General features: G+C 48.5%; 13 protein-coding genes. 1 reads left to right on the forward strand and 12 read right to left on the reverse strand.

Annotation, left to right across the window (positions count from 1 at the left end; genetic code table 11):
- Positions 1 to 173 precede the first annotated feature (173 nt).
- The 11 genes from M3223_RS17720 to M3223_RS17770 all read right to left on the reverse strand — a co-directional run bounded on the left by M3223_RS17720 (position 174) and on the right by M3223_RS17770 (position 13,182).
- Positions 174 to 2,099: an FtsX-like permease family protein gene (locus M3223_RS17720; protein WP_251563993.1), complete on the reverse strand. Its 1,926-nt coding sequence runs from the start codon at positions 2,097 to 2,099 to the stop codon at positions 174 to 176.
- The gene (locus M3223_RS17725) at positions 2,071 to 2,844 is read right to left on the reverse strand and encodes an ABC transporter ATP-binding protein (RefSeq protein WP_251563995.1); all 774 of its coding nucleotides are present in this window, start codon (positions 2,842 to 2,844) and stop codon (positions 2,071 to 2,073) included. Before M3223_RS17725 ends, M3223_RS17720 begins: the two co-directional genes overlap by 29 nt.
- Positions 2,845 to 2,883: 39 nt before the next feature.
- Positions 2,884 to 3,921 carry an acyltransferase family protein gene (locus tag M3223_RS17730; protein WP_251563997.1) on the reverse strand — a complete coding sequence of 346 codons (1,038 nt, stop codon included), beginning with the start codon at positions 3,919 to 3,921 and terminating at the stop codon, positions 2,884 to 2,886.
- Entirely contained in the window at positions 3,911 to 4,750 is an 840-nt protein-coding gene (locus M3223_RS17735) for a D-alanyl-D-alanine carboxypeptidase family protein (protein WP_251563999.1), read from the reverse strand. The genes M3223_RS17730 and M3223_RS17735 overlap by 11 nt, the downstream gene beginning before the upstream one ends.
- On the reverse strand, positions 4,711 to 5,874 hold the full coding sequence (gene alr / locus M3223_RS17740; protein WP_251564001.1) for an alanine racemase: 1,164 nt from the start codon (positions 5,872 to 5,874) through the stop codon (positions 4,711 to 4,713). Before alr ends, M3223_RS17735 begins: the two co-directional genes overlap by 40 nt.
- A gap of 6 nt (positions 5,875 to 5,880) precedes the next feature.
- A complete protein-coding gene (locus tag M3223_RS17745; protein WP_251564003.1) occupies positions 5,881 to 6,957 on the reverse strand; it encodes a D-alanine--D-alanine ligase family protein in 1,077 nt (358 codons plus the stop codon).
- A gap of 163 nt (positions 6,958 to 7,120) precedes the next feature.
- Entirely contained in the window at positions 7,121 to 8,107 is a 987-nt protein-coding gene (locus M3223_RS17750; RefSeq protein WP_251564005.1) for a sensor histidine kinase, read from the reverse strand.
- Entirely contained in the window at positions 8,104 to 8,808 is a 705-nt protein-coding gene (locus M3223_RS17755; protein WP_251564006.1) for a response regulator transcription factor, read from the reverse strand. The genes M3223_RS17750 and M3223_RS17755 overlap by 4 nt, the downstream gene beginning before the upstream one ends.
- Before the next feature lie 147 nt (positions 8,809 to 8,955).
- Positions 8,956 to 10,869: an FtsX-like permease family protein gene (locus M3223_RS17760; protein ID WP_251564008.1), complete on the reverse strand. Its 1,914-nt coding sequence runs from the start codon at positions 10,867 to 10,869 to the stop codon at positions 8,956 to 8,958.
- Positions 10,841 to 11,614, reverse strand: coding sequence for an ABC transporter ATP-binding protein (locus M3223_RS17765; protein ID WP_251564010.1), 774 nt, complete (start codon positions 11,612 to 11,614; stop codon positions 10,841 to 10,843). Before M3223_RS17765 ends, M3223_RS17760 begins: the two co-directional genes overlap by 29 nt.
- A gap of 350 nt (positions 11,615 to 11,964) precedes the next feature.
- Positions 11,965 to 13,182, reverse strand: a complete 1,218-nt coding sequence (locus M3223_RS17770; protein ID WP_285891348.1) for a potassium channel family protein — start codon at positions 13,180 to 13,182, stop codon at positions 11,965 to 11,967.
- Between M3223_RS17770 and M3223_RS17775 the strand changes: the two genes are divergently transcribed.
- Positions 13,181 to 13,327 (forward strand): hypothetical protein, encoded by a 147-nt coding sequence (locus tag M3223_RS17775; RefSeq protein ID WP_251564013.1) that lies wholly within the window; start codon positions 13,181 to 13,183, stop codon positions 13,325 to 13,327. The two genes, M3223_RS17770 and M3223_RS17775, sit on opposite strands and share 2 nt — an antisense overlap.
- 536 nt (positions 13,328 to 13,863) lie before the next feature.
- Here M3223_RS17775 and M3223_RS17780 read toward each other — a convergent pair.
- Positions 13,864 to 15,732, reverse strand: a complete 1,869-nt coding sequence (locus M3223_RS17780) for a DUF2075 domain-containing protein (protein ID WP_251564015.1) — start codon at positions 15,730 to 15,732, stop codon at positions 13,864 to 13,866.
- Positions 15,733 to 15,775 lie beyond the last annotated feature (43 nt).

Consider the following 15,775-nt stretch of genomic DNA (forward strand, 5'->3'; position numbering starts at 1 on the left):
GTTCCTTCTTGCTAAGGAGCGTATCATAACCGTATTTGTCCGTCATCGGGCGCGGGACCGAGTCCATGCTGCGGCAAAATGTCGAAAAGCCGTGCAGTCCCGGCAAAGGGGTGCACGGCCGCTAATAACCGACATGAAACTGCTCTGGCAAGCATTCCCGGGCAGAGATCCGGCTATAGATGGAGCTGACGGAGATAGCGCCAGCGAGCCAGATAAAAATAGACGACCTGAACCGCAAAAAAGGAAGCAAAAATAGCCGCTGCCTCTTTGAAAAAAGGAAAATAAATCATCTGCTGAAAGGCGGTAAAAGCAACGGTTGCATGCATGGCCGCAATAAGGAACGGAAAAAAGAACATGAAACGAAATTGATGGGTTACGACCCGTTTCAACTCGTCCGGACTCAGCCCGATTTTGGCGATCATCCGATAGTGCTGCCTGTCCCGCTCCAAATCCGTATAAAGCCTCAAGTACAGGACGCTTGCCGCAAAAGCAAAAAACACAAGTCCGACAAGAGAGCTGATAATGAGCAAAATGCCGTTTATCTGTTTGTCTTGCAGCCATTGGAGTACAAGCGGGCGGTCAAAATAATGCGTTTGGCCATAACCCTCTTCCGGGCTGTTCAGTAATGCGTCAAGCTCCTTTGCTACCCCAACGCTCTCTTTCCAATTTGGAACATAAAAAGTGGTAATATCGTTATCGTAATCGAATACTCCAACAAATTGGGAATAGAAATCATCGGGAACAACGTATATGGTTCCCCTGACGCCTTCGGGTGTTACGATATAAGGAAGCTTTTTGATCACGTTAAATTCCTTTATTGAGCCGTCGGATTTGGCCAGATTTACCGTCCCCAAGTCTTTCGGGTTCTTGACCGCATCATTTAACTCGTTGAACCATGAAGGTACGAATAACACTTCATCGTCCCGGTTCAGCTTTTCAGCGGGATGGCCCAATGTAACCGCCAGTTGATTAAAATCGGTTATGGAAAGGATGATGCTCTGCTCCCCATACTTAACCTGAAACGATATGCGTTTATTTGCTAGGCCGGCCTCTTTCAATTTAGCTTCAATTTCATAAATATGTTTTTGTTTGTTCTCGTTACCTGCCAAAGAGCGATAGGTAAACGCAAACGGGTTGCCCGCCTCCGATAATCCCGTAGAGCCAAGCGCAGTACACATTCCCAATCCGGTAAACGCAGCAGCCAAAACAATCGTAACGAGGAAATACATGACCGCGTTGTCGCGAACACGGTAGGCCATTTCCGATATGGAGATCAAATTGGTCTTGTTAAATAAGGTTTTATCTCTTTTTTTGAACAGTCGGATCATCCGGATATTAAGCTGCGTGTAAAGAAAATAAGTGCCCGCAACCGTCAGCACGACCCCCAGAATTAAATAAAAGACGCCCGATAAATTTTCCTTATCCGCAAAGTAAAAAACAAAACCGTACCCCGTGCCGATCAGCAGCAAAGCTAGCAGCGATAACGGCCAGGAAGGTTTTGGATCCGGTTTAGGTTTAACTTCGGCTTGAATCAGCTCACTGAGCGTCGTTTTACGAAGCGTAATCGTGGTCAATACACCGACAAACAGAAATAAAAGGATAAAGCTTATCAAAGTAAGTCCCAGCGCTTCCAGCGGAAAATAGAACGGCAGCCCTTTGACGATCCCCAATATGTCCGCCGAAATTAACAGCAGCAGCTTGGTCAACAGGAGTCCCGACAATATTCCGACGATAATCGAAGCCAGGCCGATTAACACCGTTTCCGCAATAACAAGGCTAGTTTGCTGTCTAGGCGACATTCCGTGCAGCAGCAAAATGCCTAGCTCTCTTTTTCGCGACTTCATGTACAGGCTGAACGAGTACAGCAGAAACAGAAACGAACAGAAAAAAAGCGAGTATTGGCTCATCCGAAAGCCAACTGTGCTCAGCAGTCCAACCGATTCATTGGTTGAAGCAAGCTCTCCAAGAAGAAGAGGATGATATTTCAGCATCGAAAAAATATAAAATACCGCAACGGCAAACGCCCCGCTTAAAAAATAAGCCGTGTAAACCCTTCTGCTCCTAATTAAATTAAATAAAATGATTTGCCGAAAGGTCACGTCGATGTCCTCCCAATAATGCCAAAACGCTAACAATCTTCTGATAAAAAGCTTCCCGATTGTCGCCGTTGTAAATCTCGTTGTAAAGTTTGCCGTCCCGGATGAACACGACCCGGTCGCAGTAGCTGGCTGCCAGCGCGTCATGAGTGACCATCATCATCGTCGCTTCCTGCTCTTTGCTCAGCCGGGAAAGCAGCTCCAGCACATCGCGCGCCGATTTGGAGTCCAGGTTGCCAGTCGGCTCGTCGGCGAGAATGAGTTGAGGCCGGTGAATGAGAGCCCGGGCGATTGCGGTGCGCTGCGCCTGGCCCCCGGATATTTCATAGGTTCGTTTATTCAAGCAGTCCGTCAGCCCTAGCTGCTCCGCCAACGCCGTTATTTTGTGCATGATCAGGTCCGGCTCATGTCCGTCCAGCGCTAACGGCAGCGCAATGTTTTCTTTTACAGTCAATGTGGACAGCAGATTGAAAAATTGAAAAACAAAGCCCAATTGCTGCCGTCTGAACTGCGCAAGCTCACGCTTGGAAAGCAGATGAGGATTCCGTCCGTTCAGCAGCACCTCGCCGGTCGTAGGAACGTCAATGGTTGAAATGACATTCAGTAGCGTTGTTTTGCCGCTGCCGGAAGGCCCCATAATGCCGACAAATTCGCCTTTATTCACAGTCAGATCAATATCTGTCAGCGCTTCGTAAGCGATCGTGCCGTTAAACACCTTGCTCAGCCGCTGTATTTTTAAAAGCTCCATATCCTTCCTCACCTTCACCTTCCAACTCAGCTTTCCCCATCAGCTTTGCGTGCTATTCCTGGGCATGGCCCGGCGGTTGGACAGTTTAACTATTCGAGACGCCGCTGTGGCCAGCAGTGCGGTGATCAAACAAACAACTGCATAATGAATGACACTGTTATCCACGAATACGGCTTCCATACCAACGGCTTCCGCCGCCCCGCGCACGAGCACAACGACCCAGATATGCAAAATAAAAATCCAGACAAGCAGATCGCGTGATCCGATGCCGCGGCGCACCTTCCACTGGAGGGACAGCTGGAATAAAAAATACGCGGCAGGAAGGGCAAACAAGTACATGCTCGCATGTTTAGCCGTCCCTGCGTTGTCGAGCAAAATGCCTTCGGTCATCAGCAGACCGATTGATATAAAGAATAACACGGCGTTAGTTGCCGGAGGCATCGCCCGTTGTCCGCCCCGCGCAAGCGCAGCTCCTAAAGCCAATCCGATCGGCGCAAAAAACAAGCCGTTGCGCGTGTAGTCAAACAGCACGAACATGCTGTCATAAGCTTCCTTCCACTTTCCTAAAAAGCCATAATAATTATCGCCGAACATACCAACGACAAACAAGGCTGCCGAACCCGCAACAAAAGCCTGCATGGGCAATTTGCGGTAGGCAAATGTTGTGATAACGATACCAATCATGAGTGCCGGCAAAAACCACAGATGATAAAAAGTGCCGTTGAAGAACAGATCACGGAAGAAGGAAGCGGCGTTGAACGAATCGGAATAATACCCTTTGTACACGTTGAGCGGAATATACAGAACGGTTCCGATCAGATACAGCTTGCCTACCCGTTTCAGATAATTGTACATAACCTTCCGGTCATGGGCGGCGTCGCCGTTCAGCTTACGGAAATACAGGAACCCGGCTGTCATAAAAAAGATGGGAACGGTAATGCGGGTGAACAGCCCGCTGAACAGAAAATCGGCAAAAGGGCTGTACGATTCCAGCGGCCCGGTATGGTTGGCGACGACGAGCAAACCGGCAAATAGCCGGAGCCAATCCAACCCGTTATACGTTGGTTTATTCAGCATGATCCACCTGCTCGATCCCCTGTTTTACCGTTACGACGAAGCCTTCCCGGTTCGTGCCGGATACGCTGAAATTGCCGCTGCAGTTAACTGGCACGGTCATGCGCTCTCCTTTGCCAAAAGGCATGTAATAAATCCGAAATTCCGCTGCTTCATCCCGGTAAATCAACTCATTCGGCTGCTCATGCTTCTCTAACGACTCGATGTATTCTTCGAGACATTGGCTCCGCTGCTCCATGATGGCGGAATGGGGATAACCGACGTAGCGAAAATGCCACGGCTCGCAGGAAATGCCGGTGATGGCTTCCTTGTCCGCCTTGTAACGCTGGATGAAGCCGTATGAGGCTGCAAGCTGCTTGAAGGCCAGGCATGCGCCGCTGTCAGGAAACGACGGGGCGATAAAGTCCATTTCCCCGCTCAGCGCTCCAACGTCGATGGCCAGGCCGGATTGATGCTCGCTATGGCCGGGAAGCGCCACGTACCGGGCCGTGTATTCCGGGCCATTTTCAGCCAAAGAACCGGCATAAATTTGTTCCTGCTCCTGCTGCGTCCTGTATGCGCTCACCGCAACAACCTCATCGATCCCGCCGGACGCTTTCAGCAGGGCAGTGAACTGGCGCAGACAGCTCTCCTCCAGCTGCATGCCTTCGCTCCATTGCTTGATTCCGGCATGTTGACTGAGCGCGCCGAGCTCTTCGGACGCTGGCGAATCCTTCATCCCATTCGTTTGATTAATTAATATTAAATGCCCTTTATGAATATCTGCACGGCTCAAATGAATCTCACGGCCATTCAGCTCATCAGTCCGGCTTTCGCAGTATTGACGTTCCATACGTGCTGATTCCCCTCCGCTTGAATATATACTCGCTCTACCCGGCTTGTCAGGGAGGAAGATACTTCTTGAGATACCCGGCCTGTGCTGCCGGCAAGCTCCTTGCAGGTCAACGAATCCCCGCCTTGCGAGCCGATCAGCGTAACCTGCGTTCCCTCCGAAACCCAGCACGGCAGCTTCACCATCAGCTGGTCCATCGATATTTTGCCGACAACCTTCGCCCGCCTGCCTCCGATCAGCATCTCGGTGCCCTGCATGCTCTGCGTCCATCCGTCGGCATATCCGATCGGCACCGTTCCGATCCATTGATCCTCTTCCGCCACATAGGAGTTGTCGTATCCGACGCATTCACCCTTGCCGAGCTTTTTGACCTGTATCAATCTGCTGCGCAGGCTCAGGGCCGGACGAAGCCGAATATGCGGAACAAGCTTGTCTGGATAAAAGCCGTAGATCGCCGCCCCAATGCGCACCATATCCATGGCCAAATAGGGAAAACGAAGCGCCGCTGCGCTGCCCGCGCAGTGGTAATGCCCGATCGCCAGCCCCGACTGTTTAGCCCATTCCATCATCGTCAAGAAGCGGCCCGCCTGCTGCTGCAAATAACTCGTATCTTCCTGTCCCGCCGTAGCAAAATGGGTGTAGAAGCCGTCGACCTCGATGTCGGAGGCTCTCAGCCACGGGGCAAGCTCCAGCCATTCCTGGCGCGTCCGCAGGCCGATCCGGCCGAGACCCGTATCGCATTTGACATGCAGCTGCAGCCGTCCGAACGATTTCTCCGGTTTATAGGCCCGCATTTCCTTCATCCAGGACGAGCTCGTAACGGTGAGCATGAGGTCATGCTCTATCGCCACACTCACGTGCTCCGGCCTAATCGGAGTCAGAATAAGAATAGGCAGCTTGATGCCCGCATCGCGCAGATGCAAAGCCTCATCCAGGTAAGCGACGCCCAAACAGTCCGCTCCGCCCTGCACCGCTGCCCCGGCCGCCTCAATCGCTCCATGCCCGTAACCGTCGGCTTTGACGACCGCCATCATTTTCACAGCGCGGGGCAATTTGCGGCGGATTGTCCTCATGTTCGTCCGGATGCAATCGAGATCAACCTCCGCCCATGTATCCCTGTACATCGATGATCACCTCGAATAACGGATCGTTTGTTTTTGCTCGTGGCGGACAAAGGCATATTCAATCAGCTTTTCAACAAGCTCGGCATACGTCGTGCCGTCCGTGCGCTCCCACATCACGGGGTACATGCTTTTATTCGTAAACCCGGGAAGGGCGTTAATTTCATTTAAATAGAGCTCCCCCGCCTCATCGAGGAAAAAGTCGACGCGGGCCAGACCGGAGCAGCCATGCAAACGGTAAGCTTGACGGGCCAGCTCTCGAATTTGCTGCGTCACACCGCCCGGCAGCTCCGCCGGAATGGACATCGTAAGCTTGTTGTCGAAGTATTTGGATTCAAAGTCAAAAAAGAGATTGTCGTGAACAAACTCGCCCGGCAAGGATGCAAGCGGATCATCGTTGCCCATAACGGCAACTTGAATTTCCCGGCCCAGCAGCTCTTTTTCCACGACGATTTTTGTATCGTAATGAAAAGCTTCACGCAGACCCGCCTGCAGCTGCTCCCGGTCGCAGCAGCGGCTGATGCCGATGCTGGAGCCTAACGATGCGGGCTTCACATAACAAGGCAGACCGAGCCCTTGCTCAATTCCGTTCAAAATCGCTGCGGGGCGCTCCTCCCACTCCTTTAAATCAAACACGAGATGCTCCACCTGACGGAAGCCGGATTGCGCCAGCAGCCGTTTGGACATCGCTTTATCGAGCGTCAGCGCCGAAGACAAAATGCCATTACCGACGTAAGGCAAATCCAGCAGCTCCAGCAAGCCCTGCACCGTTCCGTCCTCTCCGTTCGTTCCGTGCAGCAGCGGCAGCACCGCTTTGCGGCCCGGAAGCGAGAGCGGATGAATCAGCAGCGCTCCCATCGACTCCGCAACGGATGCTCCGGACGGCTCCGCCGTCAAGTGCTGGATATCCGCTTCCTGCGGATTGAATTCCTGAGGCATGGACCATCTGCCGTCGCGGGCAATGTAGATCGGATAAATCTCATACTTCGATTCATCCAACGATTTAATGACCGTTAAAGCCGTTTTCAGCGACACCTCATGCTCAACCGATTTTCCGCCATATATAATAAACAGTTTCGTTTTCATTCCGCAGCCTCCTGAAATGGCATCTGTTCAAACCGCCATCGTTCTTGTTTACAAGTTTAGTCCAACCCTTACCCGTCTCCTATCGACTTGTCTTTCATTCACCTAACAACGTTGTAAGATTCACGGGAGCACAAAAAAAGACGAATGCAATCTGCATTCGCCTTTACTTGGCTGCGTACGGAAATAAAATCGTAACCTCGGTCCCTTCGCTGACAACGGATTGAATCTCGATTTTATGATTTAATTTGCCGATGATTTCCTTCACCAGATACAATCCCATACCGGTAGATTCCTTGAAGTTCCGCCCATTCTCTCCTGTAAAAAACGGCCTGAACACCCGAGGGAGATCGGTTTTCGGAATTCCGGCCCCTCTGTCGCGAACCGTCAATCTGACGCAGCCGTCCTTCACGCTGGCCTCTACGCTTACTTTGGCGCCCCGGCCTGCGGAGTATTTAATGGCGTTGGACAACAGCTGCTGCATGATGAACCGCAGCCATTTGGCATCACTTTCTACCGTTAAGGCGCTGTCAATCTCAATGGATGGATACACTCTGCTGCGGATGAATAACCGTTTGTAATCCGTTATGACCTCATTAACGACTTCCGTCAAATTAACCTTTTCCACCTGAAAATCCTGATCGAAGGTTTCCAGACGAGACATATAGAGCACCATTTCCAATCCGTGGCGCAGCCTTTCCGTCTCTTCGGATATGCTCTCCAACCGGCGGTCCGCTTCCTCCTGCGTAATCAGCTCGATGACGGCAAGCGGCGTTTTCATCTGATGCACCCATTGATTCATAAACACGGTACGCTCCGTCTGTTTATGCTCCCAGCTTTTCAAATCAAGCTGATATTCCTGAAATTTTCTGTCCAGCAGCTCTTGTACCGCCATCGATACGGGACTGGAATCCGCCTGCTCAAACAGATCGTTGACGGACAGCTGCGGCCGGGAAAGATGGATGTATAACCTCCGATTGGAAAGATAATGAATTAACAAGTAAACGCCCATAATAATCAGACCGAGCATGACTGCGTAAAAAATAATGCCGATCTGTTTGAAGCCGCTATACCAAATGGCGAGCATCATGACGGCAATCTGCAGCGGCACCGCAGCTATCAGCAGTTTATGCTGGCGGAGAAACAGCTTCAACGCTCCTCCTCCTTCCAGTTCGGGTTCAGCCGATATCCGAGACCCCGTACCGTTTCCAGCGCATCGGCGACTCCGAGCTCAGACAGCTTTTTACGTACGCGGTTAATATTAACGCTTAGCGTATTTTCATCGACATAAGAATAATCATCCCACAGCTTTTCCAATATTTTTTCCCGGCTGGCCACATTAGGGCTGCTTGCGAGCAAAATTCCCATCAATACGGCCTCTTTTTTGGTCAACGACACCGTAATTTCGCCGAGCTGGAGCTCCAGCTTTTCGGGATAGAGGGTCAGCCCGGATTTTTCCACGACGCGCTCATCCGTTCTGCTGGCATAATCGCCATAGGCCCGGCGAATGTGGCTCTGGATTTTGGCGATGACAATTTCGTAATGAAACGGCTTCGTAATGAAATCGTCCGCCCCGTTTTCCAATGCCATAACCTGATCCATCTTGCCGCTGCGCGCCGAAATGAACAAAATGGGGCAGGTTGAAATCGCGCGGATCTGGCGGCACCAATAATACCCGTCAAATCGGGGCAAATTGATGTCGAGCAGAACAACATGCGGATTGCTCTCTTTGAACCGGTCCAAAACATGCTCGAAGTCCTGTACGATCTCGGCCTCATTTCCGTACTTCTGGATATGCGCCTGCAGCAAAGCCGCAATTTTCGGATCATCCTCAACGATCATAACTTTATACATTCCGGTATAGCTCCTTTGTTAAAAGTATTGCACAATGCCTCATTCCGCTATTCAACATGCGGGATATCTGATTCGAGGACGCTTCGCTTTATCAAAAAGATTTTAGGCGGCAATAGCCCCCGGCAAATTCCCGGGAGCTTTGATAACCTATTGGCTGAGCTGATGGAGATACCTCCAGCGGGCCAGGTAAAAATAGATGATTTGCACCGCAAAAAACGAAATAAATATAGCTGCCGCCTCTTCATGAAATGGAAAATAAATCATTTGCTGCAAAGCCATAAACGCAACGGTTGAATGAATCACTGCGATAATAAACGGAAAAAAGAACATGAAGCAGAATTGATGGGTTATAACCCGTTTCAGCTCATCCGGTCCGAGCCCGATTTTAGCGATCATTTTAAATTGCTCCCGGTCTCGGTTCAAGTCGGTATAAAGCCTCAAATATAAGACGCTTGCCGCAAAGATAAAAAATACAAACCCGACTAAGGAGCTGATAATAAGCAGAATGCCGTTAATTTGTTTGTCTTGCAGCCACTGGAGCACAAGCGGGCGCTCAAACGAGTGCGTGCTGCCTTCACCCTCGTTGTAACTGCCTAAAAATTCGTCAAGCTCTCTCGCAACCGCAACGCTTTTCCTCCAGTCGGGAACATAAAAGGCGGTAATGGAACCTCTGCTTTCAAACTCGGCAAATTGAGCGTAAAAAGCATCCGGAACAACGTAAACTTCACCGATAACGCCTCTAGGCGTTGCGATATACGGGATTTTTTTGATAACCTTCATTTCGGCTTTTGCGCCGTCGACTTTTTTCATCTCTACTCTTCCCTTGATTTTGAACCCATTATTTAATTCCTTGATCCCTGAAGGGGCAAATAACATTTCATCGTCCCGGCTCAGCGTTTCGGCCGGATGGCCCAGCGCAAGCGCCAATTGATTAAAGTCGCTTAACGAAATAACCGTGTTTATAACGCCGTACTTGGGCAATATGTGAATCTTTTTGTATGACAGTCCGGCTTTGTTCAAGCCCGCTTCAATGGCTTCAATATGCTTCTGCTCCTGCATGTTGTCTTTATAGGAGCGATAACTGAACGCAAAGGGGTTGTTAACCTCCGGCAGTCCCTTTGAGCTGAGCGCAATGCACATTCCCAAGCCGGTAAAAGCAGCAGCCAGGACAATGGTGATAAGGAAATACATCACGGCATTGTCGCGGACGCGGTAAGCCATTTCCGATATGGAAAGCAGATTCGTCTTATGAAAAAAGATCTCTTTTCTGTGTTTAAAAAGCTGAATGATCCGGATATTAAGCTGCGTGTACAGCAAGTATGTGCCCGCAACCGTCAGCACGACTCCTACAATCAGAAAGGCGACGTTTAGGAAATTTCCCGATCTGGCAAAGTAAAAAACGAACCCGTAGCCCATGACAATTAGCAGCAAAGCTAGCGCCGACATCGGCCAGGATGGCCTTGGAGCCGGTTTGGGCTTGGAGCTGGTCTGCAGTAATTCATTCAGCGTTGTTTTTCGAAGGCTAATTGTAGTGAGCAAACCTACAAACAGATATAACAGAATAAAACAGACTAAAGTAAGCCCCAGCGCTTCCAGCGGAAAATAAAACTTCAGCCCTTTAGTTATCCCCAAAATATCCGCTGCAATCAACAACAGCAGCTTCGTCATCACAATACCACACGCAAGCCCGGCAATAATTGAAGCAAGGCCGATCAATACCGTTTCCGAAATAACCAGGCTATTTTGCTGTTTCGGCGACATTCCGTGGAGCAGCAAAATGCCCAGCTCTCTTTTTCTTGACTTCATATATAAGCTGAACGAGTACAGGAGAAACAGAAACGAACAGAAAAAAAGCGAAAATTGGCTCATTTGAAATCCGACTGTGCTAAGAAAGCCGATTGTTTCGCTCGTTGCAATAAGCTCTCCTTGGAGAAACGGATGGTATTTGAGCATGGAAAAGATATAAAAAACCATAACGGCAAAGGCTCCGCTTAAAAAATAAGCCGTGTAAACCCTTCTGCTCCGTATTAAATTAAATAAAATGATTTGCCGAAAGCTCACGACGATGTCCTCCCAATAACGCCAGAACGCTGACGATCTTTTGATAAAAAGCTTCCCGGTCGCCGCCATTATAGATTTCGTTGTACAGTTTTCCGTCTCGAATAAACACAACCCGGTCGCAGTAGCTTGCCGCCATCGCGTCATGAGTAACCATCATCATCGTTGCTTCCTGCTCTTTAGTGAGGCGGGAGAGGAGCTCCAATACGTCTCGCGCCGCTTTGGAATCCAAATTGCCGGTAGGCTCGTCGGCGAGAATTAGCTTAGGGCGATGGATAAGTGCCCTTGCAATCGCGGTTCGCTGCGCCTGGCCGCCGGATATTTCATACGTGCGTTTGTTCAGACAATCCATAAGGCCGAGCTTTTCAGCCAGCTCGACGATCTTTTGCATGATGCTGTCCGGGTTGTGCCCGTCCAGCGCTAAGGGCAGCGCAATGTTTTCCCGAACGGTTAAGGTTGAAAGCAGATTGAAAAACTGAAAGACAAAGCCCAATTCCTGCCTTCTGAATTGCGCAAGCTCCCTTTTGGAAAGCAGATGTGGATCACGCCCTTCCAGTAAAACTTCACCGGTCGTTGGAACGTCGATCGTCGAAATGACATTCAGCAGCGTTGTTTTGCCGCTTCCGGACGGTCCCATAATGCCGACAAACTCCCCTTTATTTACGGACAAATCAATGTCCGCCAGCGCTTCGTAAGCGATGGTTCCGTTAAACACTTTGCTCAACCGCTGTATCTTTACTAATTCCATATCCGTTGCACTCCCTCGCATTTTACTCCGTTGTCCCGATCAGCTTTGCGCCTGATTTTCAGGCAATAAGGGCCGGATGAATCTGGTACCGCCATCTATAAAAACAAGTGCCGTTTTCATTCCGCAGCCTCCTAAAGCGGCCATTTGTTTGCCGTTGTTCTTGTGTCTAAGTGTAGTCCAACTTGTAACCATCTCCTATCGAGTTGCCTTTCATTCAACTAACAACGTTGTAAGGCAAAAAAGCTGAAATAGAAAAAGACGAATGCGCTCTGCATTCGCCTTTTTGCGTATGGAATTACGATTGAGACTCGTGATGAAGCCTTTCTCTCCCGTAAAGTTCGTTTATTGGTTCAGGTCGTTTTTCCTCCGCCTGCTGCCGCCGGAGAATTAAGCAAGCGGTACGTCTCCGTATCGGCAATAATGAACAAACGCGCCGACGCCGGAATTTCCTCATTCAGCCTGCGGATGATTCCCGTATCTTCATGATCCGCAATCAATAAAGCGCCGCGCTCCTTCAACCACTCATAAGCGTCGTTGTAGGTGCGCCATTCTTTTCTTTTGGCGATGGTATACAGCTCATCTCCCCGGTCCTTGCTCAGCAGGTTCATGAATAAGCGGGATGAACCGAGATTGACCGTTGAGGCGGCGATTAGGTGAGATATAGACTGCTGAGATAGAATCAGCTCATCCACCTTGGCGTGGCGGAAGCTGTGACGGTGATTTTCTTTTAAAATCTCGGCAATCGTATAGATATCGCGTCCCTGCTTTTCGGCATAACTCTCCAACGTAGTGGCAATAAGCAGCGTTTGCCCGTCCGCCAGCGCAGAGCTGTCCACCCCGTCCGGCGAAAAAATAATGACCGCTTTGCAGCCGCATGCATTCGCTTGGTCCAGCGTTGCATAATCGGTTGCATCGCCTTGGATGAAATGGACGCGCTCATGAACAAACGGCGCCTTTTCCAGCTTGGCGATGAGGACAACGTCCCGATGCGGGTCGGCGAGCAGCATCTCCTCCACCGCATCGCGGATTTTATTATCGGACCAGCCGATTACGACGTAATGGTCCTCCCCTTTGTACGGCATCCTGCCTGCCTCCTTCTGTTTTTTCCAGTTCACGAAGCTTTCGGTCGTTTTGCCAACGATTGCGCCAATCAGAAACAGTCCGCCCATAATAACAATGATGCCAAACAACATGCCGGGAGCGGTTACCGGAAAGTAATCGCCGTACCCAACCGTTGTCGCGGTCACGACGACCCACCAGAACGACTTAAAATAGCTGGTGAATTTATCCGGCTCCAGCAGGCGGATGATCAGCGGGCTAAGCAGAAAAAAGAAAACCGCAAACACCGCAAGCGTCCTGCCGTCCAGCTTCACGAGTTTTTTGAACGCCTTATAGAACAGAAGCACTAATGTGCCCTCCCCCGATTCAATTACCTTAAATATACAACAATCTCCTGATTTAGGAGGAGGAAACGGAATAAAATTGTTGCGGCACCGGGAAGCTAAACAGCAGCCTTTAGCTGCGTAAACGATCAACGCATTAAACAATTGAGGAGGTGTATGGTTCATGTCAGGAAGAAACAGCAAGCCGAAAAACGACGGGCCATCCAGCAGCCCAGGCCGCCTGGACCAGTACGGAGACAAGCTCGCCTCGTCCAACGAAGAGGAGTTCCAAGCCTCGGTTCAAGAGCATTGCGAAGATGAGAAGAAATAGCGGAATCGTATTGGTAACGTAGCAGTAACAGCAGCGAAAATGTAGCCGAAAAGTAGTGGAAAAGTAGTGGAAAAGCGGAAAGCCTGACCTGCATCTTGCAGGTCAGGCTTTTTTTGTTGGGTTGGGCTGAGGTAAGTTGCGCTGCACATGGCAGAGCTGTAACTATGAAAATACTTTTTCGCGTTGATTGGAGTTGTATTACTGTAACTTGCTTGCGCTATGTGATTTGAATTGCACCACGGTGATTTGCGTTGCACCCGTTGATTGCGTTGCATTAAACTGCGCTGCACCGCTCTGAATCGTGCCGCACGGTGTTCCCCTCTGCTCTAACGCAACTGAGAAGGCTTATTCGGCTCTTTTTCGCCTTTCTACCAACCTAACGCAACTGAGAAGCCTTATTTCTGCTATTTCGCATGAATTCGCACCCAAAACACCCGTTTAACGCTTCTCAGTTGCGTTAGAATTTAAAAGTAGTTAAAAACAGCTCAATAGCGCTTCTCAGTTGCGTTAGGTGCTGGGTTGATTAGATAACTTCATTAAAAATTCACTGATCCGTTTAAATTCAATCTTTGACTCAGAAATTGACTCAATTCAGCATTACAGCAGTAAACATAGCATCCCTTCATACCTCTGGTTAATAATACTTTGTATATGTTTGAAATCAGCTTTGTCAGTTCTTCCGGCTTGCTTTTCAAACCCTTCTTGCCTGCCGTATCCTTATATTCACTATAATCTGCAAATAATCTAAAATTCGTTGCATCATACTTCAGGTCATTTCCTATAATTACTCCGACATAATCAAATTCAAGCCCCTGTGTTGTGTGCACACATCCAACTTGATTAATTCCATCAGGATGAATCGCCCAAGTGGACTGAATGGCTTTTCCATTCCAGGGCATAAAGAAATTGTGTTCCGGAATTATAACATCCTCTACTTGTCCATTTGAGTTACCTTCTGTCGACCATGCCCAAGCAAATCCTGCTGTCATTCGAGCTTTAAAGCCTTCTTTTTGCTTTTGACGGATATGACTGTATACATCATGCGGGCTACTCAGTATTCGGAAGTCAAATGCATCTCGGTCCCAACCATAAAAATTCCCTGTATCTCTGATTCGAAGAACATCATCAATCCAGTTTAAGTATCCATCCGATCCAGAACACCGAAATTGCGCATGTAATTCATATTCATATATGATCGACTTTTTTTCCTTTGCATGCTTTTTGATTTCTTCAACTGTTCCAATATCATTTGGTCTAATTTTTTGATGCTCATCTATAAAAAAGACGTTTACTTTAGAGCTTTTAATGATATCTTCAACTTGGTTTACACCCTTATACATATAAGTCCCTTTGCCCTTTAAACGATGTGCCTCATCAATAATCAAAACGTCGAATTCATTTTCTCGAGAATTCACGAAGCTTCCTGATCCAAGGAACAAATTTTTCGTCCTTGCTTTTGAGAGAGTTCGATTTTTCGCTAACATTTCAACCATGACGTTTCGAAATGAAGCGTTCGGAGCTACAAAAACCGTATTGAGTCGTTCTTTTAATAATCCGCCTAAAGCGTTCATTGAAATGACAGACTTACCAGTACCAGGACCACCTTTTACAATAACTGTAACTTTATGGTCCTGTTTCTTGGCATAACTCATAATTGTCTCATAGGCAACCTTCTGCTCATCTAACAAAACAAAATCAGAATTTCCCTGGAATAGGCCATCTATGTGATCAATTAAGGACTTGGAAGGCACAATTCGTCCGTTCTCAATTTCATATAAGAGATTAACTCCATCGCCTTTACCCACGTATTTAAAAAGAAATTCCTGTAGCTTTCTCGTCTCTTCTGCAAAGAAAAGAGGCGCTTCAGCTATAACCTTCTGATATTGCCCAGATCTCAAAGGCTCAGGATTTTTGGATCGATAATTATGTAAAAACGCGACGGAGTGCCCTTTAATTTCATTAGTGTAAACATTCTCGTTTAGATCGTACATAAACTGTCTATAAGACCATGCCTGATAGGAAGGGTGCGTCGTTTCCCTCGGTGCACCGTTTATAAAGGTTCTTACAATATCTTCCTTAGCACTGGCTTCTGCCGTTTCCCATTGTTTGAGCTCAACAATTATGAAATTTTTTTTACTGTCTTGGTCATGACCAGCAACTACAAAATCAATTCTTTTGCTTGTAGACGGAATAGTATATTCGATTAGAACACCACAATCATCCGCTATTTTGGAATTCCGAACGACTTTTTCCATAAACTGCATTGAATTGTTCCAGGCTCGCCATTCCGATTGTGCTGGACGTTTACCTAGCTTGTTGATATAGGCCGTTTCAATATTCGGGGCAATCAGATTTTCTGCCACATCTTCCTTGAACTGCTTAACAGAACTGCTGTATACAATCATGTTATCCTCCCGAGCGTTATACTATCTTGATTCTTTTATATTT

This window comes from Paenibacillus pasadenensis, assembly GCF_023715725.1.
Lineage (GTDB): Bacteria > Bacillota > Bacilli > Paenibacillales > Paenibacillaceae > Paenibacillus_O > Paenibacillus_O pasadenensis_A.

Bases quoted from the DNA above. Each gene is read 5' to 3' on its own strand.
- M3223_RS17745 (WP_251564003.1), bottom strand. From the start codon at position 6,957: ATGAAAACGAAACTGTTTATTATATATGGCGGAAAATCGGTTGAGCAT.
- M3223_RS17775 (WP_251564013.1), top strand. From the start codon at position 13,181: ATGTCAGGAAGAAACAGCAAGCCGAAAAACGACGGGCCATCCAGCAGC.
- M3223_RS17765 (WP_251564010.1), bottom strand. From the start codon at position 11,614: ATGGAATTAGTAAAGATACAGCGGTTGAGCAAAGTGTTTAACGGAACC.
- M3223_RS17755 (WP_251564006.1), bottom strand. From the start codon at position 8,808: ATGTATAAAGTTATGATCGTTGAGGATGATCCGAAAATTGCGGCTTTG.
- alr (WP_251564001.1), bottom strand. From the start codon at position 5,874: ATGTACAGGGATACATGGGCGGAGGTTGATCTCGATTGCATCCGGACG.
- M3223_RS17730 (WP_251563997.1), bottom strand. From the start codon at position 3,921: ATGCTGAATAAACCAACGTATAACGGGTTGGATTGGCTCCGGCTATTT.
- M3223_RS17725 (WP_251563995.1), bottom strand. From the start codon at position 2,844: ATGGAGCTTTTAAAAATACAGCGGCTGAGCAAGGTGTTTAACGGCACG.
- M3223_RS17780 (WP_251564015.1), bottom strand. From the start codon at position 15,732: ATGATTGTATACAGCAGTTCTGTTAAGCAGTTCAAGGAAGATGTGGCA.
- M3223_RS17770 (WP_285891348.1), bottom strand. From the start codon at position 13,182: ATGAACCATACACCTCCTCAATTGTTTAATGCGTTGATCGTTTACGCA.
- M3223_RS17735 (WP_251563999.1), bottom strand. From the start codon at position 4,750: ATGGAACGTCAATACTGCGAAAGCCGGACTGATGAGCTGAATGGCCGT.